Annotated in this window: 14 protein-coding genes; all 14 read left to right on the top strand. The window is 48.7% G+C overall.

Annotation, left to right across the window (positions count from 1 at the left end):
* Window positions 1-55 precede the first annotated feature (55 nt).
* The 14 genes from ACWJJX_RS17045 (at window position 56) to ACWJJX_RS16980 (ending at window position 19,042) form a co-directional block, all read left to right on the top strand.
* Window positions 56-1,039, top strand: coding sequence for a tRNA dihydrouridine synthase (locus tag ACWJJX_RS17045; protein WP_057080401.1), 984 nt, complete (start codon window positions 56-58; stop codon window positions 1,037-1,039).
* A 157-nt stretch (window positions 1,040-1,196) separates the two neighbouring features.
* Window positions 1,197-1,676: a DUF6884 domain-containing protein gene (locus tag ACWJJX_RS17040; protein ID WP_057080400.1), complete on the top strand. Its 480-nt coding sequence runs from the start codon at window positions 1,197-1,199 to the stop codon at window positions 1,674-1,676.
* 275 nt (window positions 1,677-1,951) lie between these two features.
* Window positions 1,952-2,953, top strand: coding sequence for an acetoin:2,6-dichlorophenolindophenol oxidoreductase subunit alpha (acoA, locus tag ACWJJX_RS17035; RefSeq protein WP_003155540.1), 1,002 nt, complete (start codon window positions 1,952-1,954; stop codon window positions 2,951-2,953).
* A gap of 1 nt (window position 2,954) precedes the next feature.
* Window positions 2,955-3,983 (top strand): acetoin:2,6-dichlorophenolindophenol oxidoreductase subunit beta, encoded by a 1,029-nt coding sequence (gene acoB / locus ACWJJX_RS17030; RefSeq protein ID WP_094247150.1) that lies wholly within the window; start codon window positions 2,955-2,957, stop codon window positions 3,981-3,983.
* A gap of 14 nt (window positions 3,984-3,997) precedes the next feature.
* Window positions 3,998-5,191, top strand: a complete 1,194-nt coding sequence (locus ACWJJX_RS17025; RefSeq protein ID WP_017419130.1) for a dihydrolipoamide acetyltransferase family protein — start codon at window positions 3,998-4,000, stop codon at window positions 5,189-5,191.
* A 14-nt stretch (window positions 5,192-5,205) separates the two neighbouring features.
* Window positions 5,206-6,585, top strand: a complete 1,380-nt coding sequence (lpdA, locus tag ACWJJX_RS17020) for a dihydrolipoyl dehydrogenase (protein ID WP_102421918.1) — start codon at window positions 5,206-5,208, stop codon at window positions 6,583-6,585.
* Window positions 6,586-6,691: 106 nt separating this feature from the next.
* A complete protein-coding gene (locus ACWJJX_RS17015; RefSeq protein ID WP_063637095.1) occupies window positions 6,692-8,500 on the top strand; it encodes a sigma-54-dependent Fis family transcriptional regulator in 1,809 nt (602 codons plus the stop codon).
* A gap of 65 nt (window positions 8,501-8,565) precedes the next feature.
* Window positions 8,566-8,748, top strand: a complete 183-nt coding sequence (locus ACWJJX_RS17010) for an H-type small acid-soluble spore protein (protein WP_003155535.1) — start codon at window positions 8,566-8,568, stop codon at window positions 8,746-8,748.
* Between the two features lie 170 nt (window positions 8,749-8,918).
* On the top strand, window positions 8,919-10,268 hold the full coding sequence (gene glvA / locus ACWJJX_RS17005) for a maltose-6'-phosphate glucosidase (protein WP_454023139.1): 1,350 nt from the start codon (window positions 8,919-8,921) through the stop codon (window positions 10,266-10,268).
* Between the two features lie 68 nt (window positions 10,269-10,336).
* The gene (locus tag ACWJJX_RS17000; protein ID WP_077721947.1) at window positions 10,337-11,098 is read left to right on the top strand and encodes a MurR/RpiR family transcriptional regulator; all 762 of its coding nucleotides are present in this window, start codon (window positions 10,337-10,339) and stop codon (window positions 11,096-11,098) included.
* A gap of 16 nt (window positions 11,099-11,114) precedes the next feature.
* Window positions 11,115-12,701: an alpha-glucoside-specific PTS transporter subunit IIBC gene (locus ACWJJX_RS16995; RefSeq protein ID WP_059366640.1), complete on the top strand. Its 1,587-nt coding sequence runs from the start codon at window positions 11,115-11,117 to the stop codon at window positions 12,699-12,701.
* A 188-nt stretch (window positions 12,702-12,889) separates the two neighbouring features.
* Window positions 12,890-15,214 (top strand): peptidase G2 autoproteolytic cleavage domain-containing protein, encoded by a 2,325-nt coding sequence (locus ACWJJX_RS16990; protein ID WP_176283200.1) that lies wholly within the window; start codon window positions 12,890-12,892, stop codon window positions 15,212-15,214.
* A 296-nt stretch (window positions 15,215-15,510) separates the two neighbouring features.
* Window positions 15,511-17,244 carry an ABC transporter ATP-binding protein gene (locus ACWJJX_RS16985; RefSeq protein ID WP_454023138.1) on the top strand — a complete coding sequence of 578 codons (1,734 nt, stop codon included), beginning with the start codon at window positions 15,511-15,513 and terminating at the stop codon, window positions 17,242-17,244.
* On the top strand, window positions 17,225-19,042 hold the full coding sequence (locus tag ACWJJX_RS16980; protein ID WP_454023137.1) for an ABC transporter ATP-binding protein: 1,818 nt from the start codon (window positions 17,225-17,227) through the stop codon (window positions 19,040-19,042). Before ACWJJX_RS16985 ends, ACWJJX_RS16980 begins: the two co-directional genes overlap by 20 nt.
* Window positions 19,043-19,126 lie beyond the last annotated feature (84 nt).

The following is a 19,126-nucleotide window of genomic DNA, read 5'->3' as shown; positions in this document are numbered from 1 at the left end:
TAATTTTGGGATAAAGGTTTGGCTGTATCCCATCATGAAAGGATTTGGATTTGTTATGACAGATAATTTCTGGCGTGAATTACCGCGGCCATTTTTTGTACTGGCACCAATGGAAGATGTGACGGATGTCGTTTTTCGCCATGTTGTGAGTGAAGCAGGCAGACCTGATGTGTTTTTCACAGAGTTTACAAACTCAGAAAGCTATTGTCACCCGGATGGGAAGGATAGTGTACGCGGCCGTTTGACTTTCACGGAGGATGAACAGCCGATGGTTGCCCACATATGGGGAGATAAGCCTGAAAACTTTCGCCAAATGAGTATTGGGATGGCGGAATTAGGGTTTAAGGGCCTGGATATCAATATGGGCTGTCCTGTCCCTAATGTGGCGGGGAATGGAAAGGGAAGCGGCCTGATTTGCCGTCCTGAAGTTGCGGCAGAATTAATACAGGCGGCGAAAGCAGGAGGTCTGCCGGTAAGTGTGAAGACGAGACTTGGCTACACGGATGTTGACGAATGGCGCGGCTGGCTGACACACATACTGAAACAAGACATTGCGAATCTTTCTATTCATCTGCGTACAAGAGCGGAAATGAGTAAAGTAGATGCGCATTGGGAGTTGATTCCGGAAATTAAGAAACTTCGTGACGAGATTGCGCCAGATACCCTTTTGACGATCAATGGGGATATTCCTGACCGGGAGACCGGCTTGAAACTCGCTGAACAATACGGTGTTGACGGGATTATGATTGGACGAGGCATTTTTACTAATCCGTTCGCCTTTGAAAAGGAGCCGAGAGAGCATAGCAGTAAGGAATTGCTTGATCTTTTGAGATTGCATCTGGATCTCCATGATGAGTATTCAAAAGAAGAAGCTAGAGCATATAAACCGCTCCCTCGCTTTTTCAAGATATATCTCCGCGGGTTCCGGGGAGCAAGTGAATTAAGAAATCAATGCATGAATACAAAGTCAACAGATGAAGTGCGTGCATTGCTCGATGACTTTGAGAGAAAGTATCTTGATGGGATGGAGCAAGAGTGACATAAACAACTCTTCATCCGGCCCGGAGTTCGGTTTGAATTCCGGGTCTTTTTGTGTGCAGCTTTTACCCAGACAGATCCATGGCCGGTTTCGTCATGCAGAAATAAACGAATAATGGTACATTGATAGAAGATACATCATAAAGGGGGAGAGAAAAATGAAACGACTGTGCATCATCCCCTGCGGCAAGAAAAAAATTTGGGATGTCCATTCAGATACAGGGCCGGTAAGGGCGGAAGACGCTTATCTCAGCCCGTTTCATCAGGCATGCGAGCGATATGCGAAAGCATTTTTCGATGAGTGGGTGATTTTGTCGGCGAAGCACGGATTTCTTCGTCCGGATGATACTGTTCCCGGAAATTACGATGTCACTTTTGGAACCGGTCACCCGGAGATCATGGCAGCGGACGAGCTGCGCCGTCAATTTCATGAAAAAGGCTTTTCCGACGTCGAAGAGCTTGTCATGCTTGGCGGGAAAAAATACCGAAGCGTTCTAAACGCCGTCATCGGAGAGCATCAGCATATCACCTGGCCTCTGTCATCGTATAAAGGCATTGGTTACATGCTTCAAGCACTGAATCGGGCTGTTGAAGAAAAGGATGAACTGCAGCGCGTGGATATGAAAAAAAGAGTGTAACCACTCAAACGCCGTGATAGACTGTATGCGGAAGAATGAAGCAATAAAAGATTTCCGAGGAAATAAATACGTCGATCATTGTCAAAGACAGGGTGATGCCCGGTCTTTTTTGTATGCCATAAAACGAGACAAAGGGAACAGATCGAGACAAAATGAGACACCTGTCTCAAACTGTCTCCATTGAAAAAATAAAAACATTCATTTTACGGGCTTCAAAGGCTGGCATGCTTCTTGCATTTATAAGTGTGAACCCTAAATAGAAGGAGGCGCACAAAATGGAATTGTTAAAACGAGAAGGCTTGTCATTAACTGAGGAAAAAGCGCTGTGGATGTACCAAAAGATGCTGGAAATCAGGGGCTTTGAAGACAAAGTGCATGAACTTTTCGCGCAAGGAGTGCTTCCCGGATTCGTCCATTTGTATGCCGGTGAAGAAGCGGTAGCTGCGGGGGTGTGCGCTCATTTAGATGATGGCGACAGCATTACAAGCACACACAGGGGACATGGCCATTGTATCGCCAAAGGCTGTGATCTGGACGGCATGATGGCGGAAATATTCGGAAAAGCGACCGGACTGTGTAAAGGCAAAGGCGGTTCTATGCACATTGCGGATCTTGATAAAGGCATGTTAGGCGCAAATGGAATCGTCGGGGGCGGATTTACGCTCGCATGCGGATCAGCGCTCACGGCTAAATATAAACAAACTAAAAATGTAAGCGTTTGCTTTTTCGGAGACGGAGCCAATAACCAAGGCACCTTCCATGAAGGGCTGAACTTAGCGGCAGTATGGAACCTTCCTGTCGTGTTCATCGCCGAAAACAACGGCTACGGCGAAGCCACGACATTTGAGTACGCGTCAGCCTGTGATTCAATCGCCGATCGGGCGGCTGCCTACAACATGCCGGGGGTCACGGTGGACGGAAAAGATATTTTAGCGGTTTATCAGGCAGCCGGGGAAGCGATAGAAAGAGCAAGAAACGGCGGAGGCCCGTCTTTGATTGAATGTATGACTTACAGAAACTACGGCCATTTCGAAGGCGATGCCCAAACTTATAAAACAAAGGATGAAAAGACTGAGCATCTTGAAGAAAAGGATGCTATCCAAGGCTTTAAAAACTATCTTCTAAAAGAAACAGATGCAAATAAATTGTCAGACATTGAACAGCGAGTCAGCGAATCGATTGAAAAAGCCGTCTCGTTCAGCGAAAAGAGTCCTTATCCGAAAGAGTCTGAGCTGTTGACAGACGTCTACGTGTCATATGAAAAAGGGGGAATGTGAGATGGCGAGAGTCATAAGCATGTCGGACGCGATCAATGAAGCAATGAAGCTTGCGATGAGAAGAGATGAAAATGTGCTTGTAATCGGTGAGGATGTCGCCGGGGGAGCGGCGGTCGATCATTTGCAAGATGATGAGGCATGGGGCGGTGTACTCGGGGTCACAAAGGGTCTCGTACAGGAATTCGGGCGCAGCCGAGTGCTGGATACACCGATTTCTGAGGCGGGCTATATGGGTGCGGCCATGGCTGCGGCATCCACGGGGCTGAGACCGATTGCCGAGCTGATGTTTAATGATTTTATCGGAACGTGCTTTGACCAAGTGATTAACCAAGGGGCGAAATTCCGCTATATGTTCGGCGGTAAAGCGCAAGTGCCGATCACCGTCCGCACCACATACGGAGCCGGGTTCCGGGCAGCGGCTCAGCATTCGCAGGCGCTGTATGGCCTGTTCACCAGCATCCCGGGTCTGAAGACGGTTGTGCCGTCCAATCCGTATGACGCCAAAGGTTTGCTGCTGGCGGCAATAGAAGACAATGATCCGGTATTCTTTTTTGAAGACAAAACGTCCTACAGCATGAAGGGCGAGGTGCCGGAAGATTATTATACAATTCCGCTCGGAAAAGCGGATATCAAACGCGAAGGCAGCGACATCACGCTGTTTGCGGTCGGCAAGCAGGTTAATACCGCGCTTGAAGCGGCTGCACAGCTTTCTGAGAAAGGCATCGACGCCGAGGTGCTTGATCCCCGGAGTCTGTCTCCTCTAGATGAGGAAGCGATTTTCACATCGTTAGAAAAAACAAACCGGCTGATCATCATTGACGAAGCCAATCCGCGCTGCAGCATCGCCACGGATATTGCTGCGATTGTCGCCGATAAGGGCTTTGATTTGCTTGATGCGCCGATTAAGCGGATTACAGCGCCGCATACACCGGTGCCGTTTTCGCCGGTGCTTGAAGATCAATATTTGCCGACACCAGACCGTATTGTCAGCGTCACACTTGAATTGCTTGGCGAGCCGGCAATGAATTAAAGGAGGGATATAGAATGGCTGTAAAAGTAGTAATGCCGAAGCTTGGAATGGCGATGAAGAAAGGTGAAGTATCCGTCTGGAATAAAAAAGTCGGCGACCCGGTTGAAAAGGGAGAGAGCATCGCCAGCATCAACTCGGAAAAAATAGAAATGGAAATAGAAGCGCCTGAAAGCGGCACGCTTCTTCACATTAAAGTCAAAGAGGGAGAAGGAGTCCCCCCGGGAACGCCCATCTGTTATATCGGGGAAAACGGCGAAGAAGTGCGGGAGAAGGAGGCGCCGGCTCCTGAAAATGCAGGGAAACCGCAATCTGAACCTGAACATATTCCCGCTCCCAAAGCCGGGCAAAAGCGTAAACACCGCGTGAAAATATCTCCCGTTGCCCGAAAAATGGCGGAGAAAGCCGGGTTGAAAGTTGATACGCTGAACGGGACGGGGCCCGGAGGCAGAATCGTAAAAGCTGACGTCATCAAGGCCATGAAGACAGAAGCTGAACCGCAGTCTTCGGTTCAGACGGCACAGCCGGAGGGAAAACCGGCTTCAGCGATGAGAAAAGTGATTGCAGACCGAATGCACAAAAGCCTGCAAAACAGCGCCCAGCTGACGCTGACGATGAAAGCGGACATTACGGAGCTTGTAAAATGGCAGCAGCAGCTCGCCGACAGTGCGAAAAAGCGGAGCGGTGTTAAACTGACGGTCACACATTTCGTATCCCGGGCCGCGGTGCTTGCGCTGAAACAGCATCCTGAGCTGAACAGCTCTTATCAAGAGGAGCGGATCATCACCTATCCATATGTCCACCTCGGGATGGCGGTTTCTCTTGAAAATGGTCTCGTCGTGCCGGTGATCCGGGATGCGGAAAAGCTTTCATTCCTTGAGCTTGCGGATCACATCAGCACATCGGCACGCCGGGCGCGGGAAGGCAATGCTTCCGGAGATGACCTGCACGGATCGACATTTTCTATTACAAATCTCGGGGGTTACGGAATTGAGCATTTCACCCCGATTCTTAATCCGCCTGAAGCCGGTATTCTCGGAGTAGGCGCAAGCTATGAAACGCCGGCATTTAAAGGAGATGAGCTTGTCAAAAGCACCATGCTGCCGCTGAGCCTTACCTTTGATCACAGAGTATGTGACGGTGCCCCGGCTGCGGACTTCCTGAAAACGGTCAAAGCGCTGCTTGAAGAGCCTGCCGGTTTGATTTTATAGAGAGAGGTGAAAAAATGAAACTAGCCATTATCGGCGGCGGGCCGGCCGGATATGCAGCTGCCGTGACTGCCGCGCGGAGGGGAGAAGAAGTCGTTCTGATCGACAAAGGGCCGCTCGGAGGCACTTGTCTCAATGAGGGGTGCATCCCGACAAAGTCGCTTTTGGAAAGTGCGAATGTGCTCGATAAAATCAGGCACGCAAATACATTCGGCATCGAACTGCCGCAAAACATTACACTCAATTGGAACCGCATGCAGGGGCGCAAACGGCAAATCGTCAGCCAGCTCGTGCAGGGAATTCAATACTTAATGAAAGCAAATCAGATTAAAGTCATCAGCGGGACAGCCTCATTTCTCACAGAGCAGACATTGCTTGTTGAAGAAGAAGGAGGCGCAAAAGACATTCTGGAAGCGGACCGGATATTGATTGCATCCGGATCTGAATCGGCGGAGCTGCCGTTTGCCCCATTTGACGGTGATTGGGTGATCGACAGCAAAGATGCGCTTTCTTTACAGAAAATCCCTTCGTCTCTGCTCATTGTCGGGGGAGGTGTGATCGGCTGCGAATTTGCCTCTTTATTCAGCCGGTTTAAAACGAAAGTGACGGTGATTGAATCGGCTGACCGGCTGCTCCCGGCAGAAGACGGGGAAATCGCCGCCGCTTTCGAAGACTCTTTAAGAGACAGCGGGGCTGATATTCAGACAAAAGCCGCCCTTCAGCGGATTGACAAAGAAAGGAAAACCGCCGTGTGGACAAAAGACGGAAAAGAAATTGAAGCTCAGGCTGATCACATTTTGGTTGCAATCGGCAGAAAGCCGCGTTTGCAAGGCCTGAATCTGGAGCAGGCCGGCATCCGGTATTCTCCGCGCGGGATTGAAGTCAATGACCATATGCAGACCAATGTGCCTCATATATATGCGTGCGGCGATGCGGCCGGAGGAATGCAGCTCGCGCATGCCGCCATTCATGAAGGAATCACAGCCGCCGCGCATGCCTCGGGAAAGGACAGCAAAGTCAATATGCGGGCGGTGCCCCGCTGTATTTATACATCGCCCGAAATGGCAGCTGTCGGGCTGACGGAAACACAGGCGAGAGAGACATACGGAGATGTGAAAATCGGAGAATGCTCATTTTCTGCTAACGGAAAAGCGTTAATTAAGCATCAGCACGGCGGCAAAATGAAAATCATTGCCGAACCGGAATTCGGAGAAATCGTCGGAGTGTCAATGATCGGGCCGGACGTGACGGAATTGATCGGTCAGGCGGTCATGATGATGAACGGTGAAATGACGGCGGATATGTCGGAGCACTTTATCGCGGCGCATCCGACTCTGTCAGAAACGCTTCAGGAAGCCCTGCTGAATGTCACCGGACTTGCGGTGCATTCCGTATAACCGGAATACCCTTTCTCAGATGAGAAGGGGTATTTTTCGTTGAAAGCGCTTTACTTTTCCCCTACAATATATGAAAAGATGGTCTGAACAGGGGGGAGCGAATACAATGAATGTCATTCGGAATGATTTTAAAACCTGGAAGCGTTTTGTGAAAGAAGGCGTGCTCGATGAATCCCGTATTCAGAAGCGGGTGGCCGCCTCATGGCACCGCTGCAAAAAAGCCGACGTCAACCCTTATCTAGAAAAGGGACCGAATGTAATGCCGGCAGATCATTTAGAAAGGCAGGCCGAAAAGCATGCGTTATTTTTAGCGGCCTCAACGCCGCACGCAGAAAGAATGAAAACGGCGATGCGGGAAATGGAAATGATGGTTCTTCTGATTGATTCTGACGGCGTTGTCCATTCAGTTGACGGCCACCCGCGCACCATTCATGAAGCGAACCGCATCAATTTCTTAAAAGGCGCCCGCTGGACGGAAACGGCCGTCGGCACGAATGCGATCGGGACAGCTCTTTATACAAATGAGCCGGTCATGATACACGGCTCTGAACATTATTCGCTCGCTTCTCATCAATGGAGCTGTTCCGCCGCGCCCATCCGTTATGAAGACGGGCGGCTGGCGGGTGTCATTGATATTTCCTGCCCCGCCGCCCGCGCTCAGCCTTTTATGCTCGGAATTGCCTCCTCCATCGCTTATACGGCGGAACGGGAGCTTGCCCTAAAGATCAAAATGACAGAACTTGACATGATCAGCAAATTCGCCGGGCTTACCCGGTCTCACGATCCGATCGTGCTTTGCAATGAAATGAGCCGGGTTATCGCCGCAAGCCGTCCCGTTCAGCATTTTACCGGACATATGCTGCGCGAGCTTGAGGAACAGGGCTATCATATCAAGCAGACGAAGCGGGAGGAGAACGGCTTCTCATGCATTTACTTATCTAAACGAGAAGAAAAGCCGTCGTTTATATTTCATGGTGCGGCAGGCAAAAGCCCGTCATCCCGACATATGCTCCAGCAGCTGGAGCTTGTCGCCCGAACGGACGCAACCGTTTGTCTTACGGGAGAAACCGGGACGGGAAAGGAGATTGCCGCCCGGGCGATTCACAACAACAGCTCCAGGAAAAACGGCCCGTTTATCGCTGTCAACTGCGGGGCGGTCCCCGAAAAGCTGATTGAAAGCGAACTGTTCGGCTACTCGGAAGGCGCCTTCACCGGAGCCAAACGGAAAGGACATAACGGCGCTTTGCAAAAAGCCGATAAAGGCACGCTTTTCCTCGATGAAATCGGAGAAATATCACACTCCATGCAGGTCGCTCTGTTACGGGTGCTGCAGGAGCGGAAAGTCACCCCGGTCGGCGGGACAAAAGAGATTCCCGTTGACATCAGAATTATCACTGCCACCCACACTGATCTGAGACAGCTTGTCGAATGCAAAAAGCTGAGAGAAGATTTATTTTACCGGCTTCACGTCTGTCCGATCCACCTCCCTCCATTAAGAGAACGCACCGAAGACATTCCCGGCCTCTTCCTTGAATTTCAGCGAAATCGCGGCTGGCGGGGGGAGCTTCCTGATGATTTTTTAGACCTATTAAAGAGCCGGAAATGGCCGGGGAACATCAGGGAATTGTTTAATGTATTTGAACGTCTTTCCGTCATGTTCCCGGACGGACGGCTGTCAGGGCGCCCCATCGCAGCCCTGCTTGAAGCGTCAGGTCTTAAAGAGGCGGCCGAGTCTTATGAACAGGAAGAAGCGTCCCCTGTCTCCATCCGGGAGCACATTCAGAAAAACATCATCGTAAACGCGCTTGAATCAGCGAAGGGGAATGTTACACAGGCCGCCAAAATGGCCGGAATCCCGCGGAGCACGTTTTACAAACGCCTCAAAAAATTCAAACTCACCGCCGGACAATTGTAAGAAACAAGCATACTTCTCTTGGCTGCCGGACACGTTATGTGTGAGGCCTAAAGGAGGTTTGAGACGTGAATACACAGCGTGCGAAAGACATTTCGGAATCCGCCGCCATGGCGTATGTGACGTATGAAGGAGTTCCGATTTATATTCAGCATGTCAACGAAGACAAGGAAACAGCCAGGATTTTTCCGATCGGAAATCCACAATTTGAGCAGGAAGTGCTGCTTTCTGATTTACAAGAGCATTTTTGAGAAGGGGTCTGCTGATGACAGCAGGCCTTTTTTGTACCTGTGGGAACTTTCCCGATTTTTGAGAAAAATAACTAAAAATGATCAAATGATCTAACTCCTCCAAACCCGGTACAGATCGGACCTTCTCATGATATAAATAAAATGTAAACGTTATCAGAGGAGGGCTTCACATGACAGACAAATCATTCTCAATCGTTATTGCAGGCGGCGGCAGCACATTTACCCCCGGAATTGTATTAATGCTTTTGAACCACCTGGAAGAGTTTCCGATCAGAAAGCTGAAACTTTATGACAATGATAAAGAAAGGCAGGAGCGGATTGCGGGTGCGTGTGAGGTATTCATAAAAGAAAAAGCGCCGAACATTGAATTTTTGGCGACTGATGACCCAGAGACGGCTTTTACGGATGTTGACTTCGTCATGGCGCATATCCGCGTCGGAAAATATGCGATGCGCGCACTCGATGAACAAATCCCGCTGAAGTACGGCGTGGTCGGCCAGGAAACATGCGGGCCGGGCGGAATCGCATACGGCATGCGCTCTATCGGCGGTGTTCTGGAGATTCTTGATTATATGGAAACGTACTCGCCTGACGCATGGATGCTGAATTACTCCAATCCGGCGGCGATTGTGGCCGAAGCTACACGGCGCCTCAGACCGAATTCAAAAATATTGAACATCTGCGACATGCCGGTCGGAATTGAGGATCGCATGGCGAACATCCTCGGATTATCTTCACGAAAAGAAATGAACGTCCGTTACTACGGCTTGAACCACTTTGGCTGGTGGACGTCCATCACCGATCGAGAGGGCAATGATTTAATGCCGAAGCTGAAAGAGCATGTCCGTGAATACGGCTACGTTCCGAAGACGGAGGCCGAACAGACTGAAGCAAGCTGGAATGACACATTCAAAAAAGCGCGCGACGTACAGGCGGCTGATCCGGATACGCTTCCGAACACATATCTGCAATATTACTTATTCCCGGATGATATGGTGAAAAAATCAAACCCGAACCATACGAGAGCCAACGAAGTCATGGAAGGGCGGGAAGCTTTCATTTTCAGCCAATGCGATATGATTACGCGCGAACAATCATCGGAGAACAGTGAAATTAAAATTGATGATCATGCTTCCTATATCGTCGACCTTGCCCGGGCCATCGCTTACAACACAGGGGAGAGAATGCTGTTAATCGTTGAAAATAACGGCGCGATCGCAAACTTTGATCCGTCAGCCATGGTTGAGATTCCTTGTCTCGTAGGTTCAAACGGACCGGAACCGCTCTCAGTCGGGAACATACCGCAATTTCAAAAAGGCCTGATGGAACAGCAGGTGTCTGTCGAAAAACTGACGGCTGAAGCGTGGGAAGAGCGGTCGTTTCAAAAGCTGTGGCAGGCGCTGATCCTGTCAAAAACAGTGCCGAATGCCCGTGTGGCAAGACTGATTCTTGAAGATCTGATGGAGGCTAATAAAGACTACTGGCCTGAGCTTGATGTAAGCCCGTCTCCTATTTCCTGATGACAATCTTCCCCGTTTTCTTTATCTGTTATTCTATATAATAGAAAGAAAACGGGGGGATTTTTGGGATGAGTCTTGAAGAACTGGTTAATCAGCATTACGCGAAATTAAATGACAACGATTTTTATATTTTAAAATATATATTGAATCATAAGCATACGTGCTACCATCTCGGTATCAATGACATGGCGAAAGCCTGCAATGTCTCTCGGTCTTCCATCCTGCGGCTCGCCCAAAAACTGGGCTTCAGCGGCTATAGTGAATTCCGTGTTTTTCTGAAATGGGAGGATCAGCCTGAAGAGGGCGAGAATATGACGTTTGAAAAGCTGCTGGATGATATTGAAGCCAATGTAAAATACGTGAAGTCAAAAGATATGACGGAGATGTGCCGGCTGATAGATGAAGCAAAACGGATTTTCGTTTACGGATCGGGGACGGCTCAGAGGGTGTGCGCCCGCGAGCTGCAGCGGATGTTTGTATCCCGGCGGAAGTATCTGATTTTAATTCAGGACATCACAGAGTTTGATATCATGTGTGATGATTTTAAGGTTGATGACGTATTCATCATTATTTCTTTATCAGGCGAAACACCCGAATTAATTCCGCAGGTAAGGACCCTGTCCGCAAAGGGAGTTCCGTTTATTTCAATCACCAATCTGAAAAACAACGTCCTGGCGCAAACGACGCCGTATAATCTTTATGCGACCAGCAAGCCGGTGACGTTAAGCGATAAAACGGAAATTGTCGCATTTGCCCCGTTTTTTCTGGTGGGCGAATCGTTATTCCGTGCATATGTTGATTATAAAGAGCTTGAAAATTTTGATGAATAGCGGGAGGTCACGTGAAATGATGCAAAAAGTCCAGCGCTTCGGCAGCGCGATGTTTGTGCCTGTTTTGTTATTTGCATTTTCCGGTATTATTGTCGGTCTGAGTACGCTGTTTAAAAATAAAACGCTGATGGGGCCGCTGGCTGATCCTGACGGGCTTTGGTATCAATGCTGGTACGTCATTGAACAGGGCGGCTGGACCGTCTTTAATCAAATGCCGCTCCTGTTTGCGATCGGCATCCCTGTCGCCTTAGCGAAAAAAGCGCAGGCGCGGGCTTGTTTGGAAGCGCTTACAGTTTATCTGACATTCAATTACTTTATCAATGCGATTCTAACGGTTTGGGGCGGGGCTTTTCATGTCGATATGACTCAGGAAGCCGGCGGAACGAGCGGGCTGACGATGATCGCCGGGATCAAAACGCTTGATACGAATATTATCGGCGCCATCTTTATTTCCTCTATTGTCGTGTATTTGCACAATCGTTATTTTGATAAAAAACTGCCGGATTTTCTGGGGATTTTTCAAGGATCTTCCTACATCGTTATCATTTCTTTCTTCATTATGATACCGATTTCACTTGCGGTGGCATACGTATGGCCGATGGTTCAATCCGGAATCGGCTCGCTGCAAAGTTTTCTCGTTTCTTCCGGGGCGATCGGCGTGTGGATTTACACATTCCTGGAGCGGATTTTAATACCGACCGGCCTGCATCATTTTATTTACTCGCCGTTTGTTTACGGTCCGGCTGTGGCTGAAGGCGGTATCGTTACCTATTGGGCTCAGCATCTCGGGGAATACTCTCAAAGCGTCAAACCGCTGAAAGAATTGTTCCCGCAGGGGGGCTTCGCGCTTCACGGCAACTCGAAAATCTTCGGCATACCGGGGATCGCGCTCGCTTTTTACGCCACGGCTTCAAAGGAAAAGAAAAAAATCGTCGCCGGCCTTTTGATCCCGGTCACCTTGACGTCCATTGTAGCGGGAATTACAGAGCCGATTGAATTTACATTCCTTTTTATCTCGCCGTTTTTATTTGCGGTTCATGCTTTGCTTGCCGCTTCCATGGCAACCGTCATGTATATGGCCGGCGTCGTCGGAAATATGGGAGGCGGTTTGATCGAAGCTGCGACCTTGAACTGGATCCCGCTGGCGTCAAGCCACGGCTTGACGTATGTATACCAGATCATCATCGGGTTGTGTTTTACCGCTGTTTACTTTTTCGTCTTCCGTTTCCTCATTCTCAAATTCAACATCGCCACACCGGGCAGAGAAAAAGAGGAAGGGCAGGAAACAAAGCTCTATTCGAAAAAGGAGTACAGAGAACGGAAGCAGGCTTCAAAAGAAACAGCGGCGGCAGACGAAACACAGCGGGATACGGCCGCTTTGTATATTGAAGCGCTGGGCGGAAAGGACAATATTACGGAGGTCACCAATTGCGCCACCCGTCTCCGCGTCACTGTCGCTGATGAATCAAAGGTCAAAAGTGACGCCGATTTCAGAGAGCTGGGAGCCCACGGCGTCGTCAGAAAAGGCAGGGCGCTTCAGGTCATTGTCGGATTAGGCGTTCCGCAAATGCGGGAGCGTGTCGAGAAAATATTGAACGGTTAAAATACTGCAGCAGCAGACTATGTGCAGAGCGCTTGTTAATCCGGCGCTCTTTTTATGTTTTGAAAAAAATGTATGTATTTGTCATACCTTTGCCACCTGTACATGCAGGAGTGAAAACGAGGGGGTGCAAAAAACGAAATGACTTCTGCGGTATTTTAAATAGCAATTAACAAATAGGAGGCAAGGCAATGACAAACTATACGACTTTCTTAGGACTTTACAAACCCGATAAAACGGAGGGGATTGAGGTTGAAAGCATTGCTCAAAACTTTGAAGCGATTGACAGCAAAATCGGTGCTGCGCTTAGCAATGGCACGTCAACTTATGAAAATTTAAACGAAAGACTTAAAATGTATGAAAACAGATTTGAACATGTGACAGAGCGGAACGTTATGGATTTTGGAGCTAAAGGTGACGGCGTAACGGATGATACGCAGGCATTTCATGATGCCATGGCCGACGGAGGTTATGTCGTAACAGTACCCCCGGGTATATTCAGAACATCCGGATTGTTTGTTCCGTCAAATACAATGCTTGTCGGAGCAGGCAAGAAAAGAACGGTCATTAAATTATTAGACGAAACACCGGTCGGCCATTCTGTTCTGACCAACAGCGATTATACGAACGGGAATGAAAATATTTACGTCGGCCATCTTACGTTGGACTGGAACAAGGATACGCGTCCTGCCGGCTGGAAGATTCCGAAGGGCCCTACTTCAAGCTGTTTGCTTTTTGCGAATGTTGACTATTCTTTTGTCGAGCATGTGTTTGCGAAGAACGCCGGCCTGCACGGCTTTGATTCCACGAGCCCGAACTATAACAGACATGGAGAAATGGACGACCCCACTTATTATCAGCCCAACGGCTGTAACTTTGTAACTTTCTCTCATTGTGAAGCAACAGGGTCCGGCGATGATAACTTTACTTGTCATTTTGGATTCCATACTACTTTTAGCCATTGTATTTCTTATCACCCGATGGGAAATGGGAATGGCACGTCCAATTCAAATTGCTTTGAGATCGATGACGGTTCTCAAGATGTATTTTTAGATAGCTGTGTTGCAATTGGCGGTGCCCGCGGTTTTGAAATTAAGGCGCATGACTATGCACCGGCGGCTAAACGGGTTCAACTGGCTAATTGCCGTGCTTACGAAAATGCAATCGGTTTTTGTATTAGACATATTGGCCACCATTTATCGGGTGAGCCGACATCAAAAACTGCCCATGATGTTCAATTAGTAAATTGTCAGGCAACAAATCCTAAACAGAATTCTATATATAAAGGCGTCGGGGCGAGTGCTTTGGTTGTTTCGGGCTATGATTCAGTTAATATAGTGAATTTCCAAGCTATTTGTGAAGATCGTTCATACGATTACAGCAATGACACGATCATTATGATTTATTACAAAGGGCGGTATGTCAATCTGAAGAATATTACGATCCGCGGGTTCCGCTCCGCTGCTCATGATCTGTATGTTCTTGGCGGAGAAAATGCGGTAGGAAAGTGCATGATTGACGGTGTTTTTCTAGTTGACGGCGGCACGACGGGACTTGCTTTTGGCGGAGGCGTTGATAATTGTACAGTGAGCAATGTATACGGGCATAGATTGGGAGCCGGCAGCGGAACGGTCGGACTCTATTCTTCGGGTCCGGATCTGAATATATCAAATATTGATTTTCAAGGATATGAAACAACATTTCATGTAGGCGGTAAAAAAACACCGTATGAGTTGTTTAAACATAAAGGATCTTCTGTTATGGCATCTAAAGATTCCCACGTTACAGGAACTAATGGCTTTGTCGTCGGTTCTGTCCGGGGGCAGGCTGCAGGAGGTTCTCAATCTGGAGTAATCGGTTCATATAATACGATTAACCCAAATGCGAACTCAACTGTATGGGGCTGGGGTTCCGGCAGCACTCCGTTATCAGCCAACAGAAAGATTGAGCTTCACGCAAAAGAAGGAACAATTAAGGCTGCGGGAGGCGTAACAGGTTCCTCGACATTCTCTGACTACGCCGAGTATTTTGAAAGCCTGAGAGGGGAAAAGATTCCGACGGGAACACTTGTCACACTTGAAGGTGATAAGATCAGACCGGCTGAAAAAGGTGACCTCATGCTGGGGGTCATTTCCGAGACCGCCGGAGTGATTCTTGGCGAGTCGAGTTTTCACTGGTCGGGACGATACGTAAAGAATGAATTTGGCGGCTATGTTTATGAAGAACAGAAAGATGCGAACGGCCATATGGTCATGGCGCCAAAGGAAAATCCGGACTTTCGGCCTGAAGAAGATTACGCTTCAAGAGAAGAGAGAGACGAGTGGAACATTGTCGGACTCATCGGCCAGGTATATGTCAGATGCGATGAGTCTGTGAAAGCGGGAGATTTTATTCACGCTCATAACGGGATTGCAACAAAATCTGATGCTCCAAATCAGCGCTGGCAGGTCATGAAAGTGATCAATGAGTTTGATGCTGATAAAGGATTCGGGGTCGCTCTCGTTTTCATTCGTTAAATGAAATGAAAAAGCATAAATGACCTTCCTGAATAGCGGACGCCTTTTTAAAGGCTCCGCTAATTCATTTTAAAATCAAAGCTCCGGTTCAGGAGCTGGTAAAAAAGAAAAGATAAGACAGCCTCCATATATCTGCACGCCTCATATCCTCAATTTTTATCCTCAATGATTTTCGTTTTTTTTACACAAAGTACATAATAAAAGTGCGGGTTCAAGGGTTAATCCTTTATTCATTTAAGACAAACAAATAAAATAAATATACATACATATTGAACAAAGGATTTGGAGGCTTACACATGTCAAAGGCTTTATCATATGTAAAACCGTATTCCCTTTTGGCGGGAATCGCTCTGTTTTTCATGCTCATCGAGCTTGCGGTAGAGCTGATACAGCCCCTGCTGATCGGGAAAATCATTGACGAAGGAATTTTAAAGCAGGATCTCGGTACGGTTTGGCTGTGGGGCGGCGTGATGATCGGGCTGACCGCTGTTTCATTCGCATCGGGAATTTTAAATTCATTCTACTCCGCCCACATCAGCCAGAGCTATGCGTATGATACGCGAAAAGGGCTTTTTCAAAAAATTCAATCCTTCTCTTATTCGACGTTTGCGCAATTCTCATCTACGTCGTTTATCACCAGGCTGACAAACGATGTGACGCAGGTCCAGAATATGCTTTTCATGAGTCTCCGGTTTATGCTTCGTGCGCCGTTAATGATCGCGGGCGGCATTATTCTCTCGCTGACCGTCAATGCGAAACTCGGGTTTTTTCTGCTGATCACGGTGCCGATTTTGCTTTTGTTTTTGCTGTGGGTGCTGAAAAGAGGCGGCGCGCTGTTTCGGTCCGTGCAAAAGCGGCTTGATCAGGTCAACACGATCATGCAGGAAAACCTGACGGCGATCAAACTGATTAAAGCGCTCCTCCGTGCAAACCACGAAGTGAAACGTTTTTTGAAATCGAATACGAAGCTGATGGAAAAAACGGTCTCCGCTTTTCGTCTCGTGGAAGCGGCGATGCCGATTTTAATGCTGCTGATGAACAGCTGCATTTTGTTTATCTTATGGTTCGGCGCCAAAAGCATTGCTCAGGGCGGAGCGCAGGTCGGCGATGTCGTTTCCGTCATTAACTATGCGACGCGGATTACAGGCGCGCTGTCCGTCCTTCCTTTTCTCATCATGGTATTTTCCCGGGCGAAGGCTTCCGGGGAAAGAATCGGTGAGGTGCTGGAAACAGAAGGCGGCGAGGGAACGGGGCACGACCCGGCACGGGCGCTTGCAGGCGGGATTGAGTTTCGCGAAGTGTCCTTCCGCTATCCGGACATGGAAAAAGACGCGCTGCATCACGTGTCCTTTTCTGCCAGCCCGAGAGAAACGGTTGCCATTATGGGCGCGACAGGTTCAGGGAAATCAACGCTTTTTCAGCTGATTCCGCGCCTGTACACGGCTGATTCGGGCAGTATTTTCATAGACGGCAAACCGATCGGTGAATTCTCCGCTTGCGGGCTGCGCAGGGAAATCGGCTATGTGCCGCAGGAAGTGCTTCTGTTTTCGGGCACAATCCGTGAAAATATCGCCTGGGGACGGGAGGATGCTTCACTAGATGAAGTAATGGAAGCGGCCAAAGACGCGCAAATCCATGACACGATTATGAAACTGTCAAACGGATACGACACGGTGCTGGGACAGCGGGGCGTCAATTTGTCAGGCGGGCAGAAGCAGCGGATTTCCATCGCGCGCGCTTTTATCAGAAAGCCGTCCCTCCTGCTGTTAGATGACAGTACGAGCGCGCTCGATCTTCAAACGGAAGCGAAGCTTTTACAAGCCATCAGATCCTATGAATGCACGACACTGCTTATTACGCAGAAAATAACGACCGCGATGAAGGCTGACACCATCTTATTACTTGAAGACGGCGAACTGCTGGCAAAAGGCACGCACAAAGAGCTGATGGCACAGTCTCATCTGTACCGGCAGATTTATGAATCACAATTCGGAAAGGAGGGAGCTGACAGTGGAGAAAGACATTCGTAAACCTTTCCGATATCCGAAAATACCGCTCAAACCAAATGAAGGCGGCAGAAAACGCGCGAAAGCAAAAGATACAAAAGGCACGCTGCGCAGAATCTGGTCGTATGTAGCCGAGAAAAAAGGGCTTTTAACCCTTGTGATCATCATGGTAGTCATAAGCGCCATATTCGGCCTGCTCGGACCGTTCGTCATCGGGAAAGCAATTGATCATTTTATCGTCGGACGGACGACGGACGGATTGGCGGGTGTACTGTTCATACTGTTTGGGATTTACCTCGTGCAATCATTGTCCTTATGGTTTCAAAACTATTGGATGATCAATATCTCGCAAAGCACCGTGTTTAAAATGCGGAGCGAACTGTTCACCCATCTGCATGAGCTGCCGATACCGTTTTTTGATAAACAGCGCCTCGGCGACTTGATGAGCCGGGTTACCAATGATATCGAAAATGTCAGCTCCACTTTAAATACATCCGTCATTCAAGTGCTGTCGAGCGTCATTACATTCGTCGGCACAATCGCCGTCATGCTGTACATGAGCCCGCTTTTAACATTGATCACGCTTTTGATTATTCCGATCATGCTTTTGAGCATTAAATGGATCACCAACCGGACGGGACTCCTGTTTAAGCAGCAGCAGAAAAACCTCGGCGAGCTGAACGGTTTTATTGAAGAGTCGATATCAGGAGCGAAGGTCATTAAAGCCTATTCGAGGGAAGACCGCGTCATGGAGCAATTTTTAGAAAAAAACGCGGCGTTACAATCATCAGGGTTTTGGGCGCAGACAATTTCGGGATTCATTCCGAAAGTCATGAATTCTTTAAACAATTTAAGCTTTACGATTATAGCGGCGGTCGGCGGGCTGTTTGCGCTGAAGGGGTGGATTTCGATCGGCTCCATCGTCGTATTCGCAGAATACTCGCGGCAGTTCACGCGCCCTTTAAATGATTTAGCCAATCAGTTCAATACGATGTTATCGGCCATCGCCGGGGCTGAACGGGTGTTTGACGTGCTGGATGAAAAAGAGGAGCGTGAAGATGAAGAGCATGCGACGCACCAGCCGATCAAAACGGGAGAGATTGAATTCCGAGATGTCTCCTTCGGCTATCAGGAAGACAGCCTGATCTTAAAACATCTGTCCTTCAGCGTTCCGAAAGAACAGTCAATCGCCTTCGTCGGACCGACCGGAGCGGGTAAAACGACCGTTACGAGCCTGATCGCCCGCTTTTACGAGCCGAATAACGGGAAAATCCTCATCGACGGAACGGACATCAAAAAACTGACGAGATCCAGTCTGAGAAAAAACATGGGGTTTGTCCTGCAGGATTCCTTTCTCTTTCAGGGCACCATCAGGGAAAATATCCGTTACGGCCGTCTGGATGCATCTGACCAAGAGGTGGAGGCAGCCGCAAAAGCCGCCAATGCCCACGGATTCATCGAACGGCTCCCGAAAGGCTACGATACCGTCCTTACCCAAAACGGCGCGGGCATCAGCCAAGGACAAAAACAGCTTATTTCCATCGCGAGAGCTGTGCTGGCGGACCCTGTGCTGCTCATTTTGGATGAAGCGACGAGCAACATTGATACGGTGACGGAAGTGAAAATACAAGAAGCGCTCGGCCGTTTAATGGCGGGCAGAACAAGCGTCATCATCGCTCACAGGCTGAACACGATTCAAAAAGCCGATCAGATTCTTGTGCTGAAAGACGGCGAAATGGCTGAAAAAGGAACCCATGCCGAACTGCTCAGCCAGAACGGGTTTTACCGGGAATTATATGAAAGCCAGTTCCGGGAATCATAGATAGGGAAAAAGACCTCCGACAGAGTGCGGAGGTCTTTTTTTGCGAAGACAAATAGTACTTTTAAGTTATTTTCGTTAAATGTA

It is taken from the genome of Bacillus sp. YH3-2-B2, from assembly GCF_053663335.1.
The sequence above is the reverse complement of the archived record's forward strand: the minus strand, read 5'-3'. Positions and strand labels throughout refer to the sequence as shown.

What these genes read in the sequence shown, in the direction of transcription:
- ACWJJX_RS17045 (WP_057080401.1), top strand. Translation starts at nt 56, where the DNA reads ATGACAGATAATTTCTGGCGTGAATTACCGCGGCCATTTTTTGTACTG.
- ACWJJX_RS17040 (WP_057080400.1), top strand. Translation starts at nt 1,197, where the DNA reads ATGAAACGACTGTGCATCATCCCCTGCGGCAAGAAAAAAATTTGGGAT.
- acoA (WP_003155540.1), top strand. Translation starts at nt 1,952, where the DNA reads ATGGAATTGTTAAAACGAGAAGGCTTGTCATTAACTGAGGAAAAAGCG.
- acoB (WP_094247150.1), top strand. Translation starts at nt 2,955, where the DNA reads ATGGCGAGAGTCATAAGCATGTCGGACGCGATCAATGAAGCAATGAAG.
- ACWJJX_RS17025 (WP_017419130.1), top strand. Translation starts at nt 3,998, where the DNA reads ATGGCTGTAAAAGTAGTAATGCCGAAGCTTGGAATGGCGATGAAGAAA.
- lpdA (WP_102421918.1), top strand. Translation starts at nt 5,206, where the DNA reads ATGAAACTAGCCATTATCGGCGGCGGGCCGGCCGGATATGCAGCTGCC.
- ACWJJX_RS17015 (WP_063637095.1), top strand. Translation starts at nt 6,692, where the DNA reads ATGAATGTCATTCGGAATGATTTTAAAACCTGGAAGCGTTTTGTGAAA.
- glvA (WP_454023139.1), top strand. Translation starts at nt 8,919, where the DNA reads ATGACAGACAAATCATTCTCAATCGTTATTGCAGGCGGCGGCAGCACA.
- ACWJJX_RS17000 (WP_077721947.1), top strand. Translation starts at nt 10,337, where the DNA reads ATGAGTCTTGAAGAACTGGTTAATCAGCATTACGCGAAATTAAATGAC.
- ACWJJX_RS16995 (WP_059366640.1), top strand. Translation starts at nt 11,115, where the DNA reads ATGATGCAAAAAGTCCAGCGCTTCGGCAGCGCGATGTTTGTGCCTGTT.
- ACWJJX_RS16990 (WP_176283200.1), top strand. Translation starts at nt 12,890, where the DNA reads ATGACAAACTATACGACTTTCTTAGGACTTTACAAACCCGATAAAACG.
- ACWJJX_RS16985 (WP_454023138.1), top strand. Translation starts at nt 15,511, where the DNA reads ATGTCAAAGGCTTTATCATATGTAAAACCGTATTCCCTTTTGGCGGGA.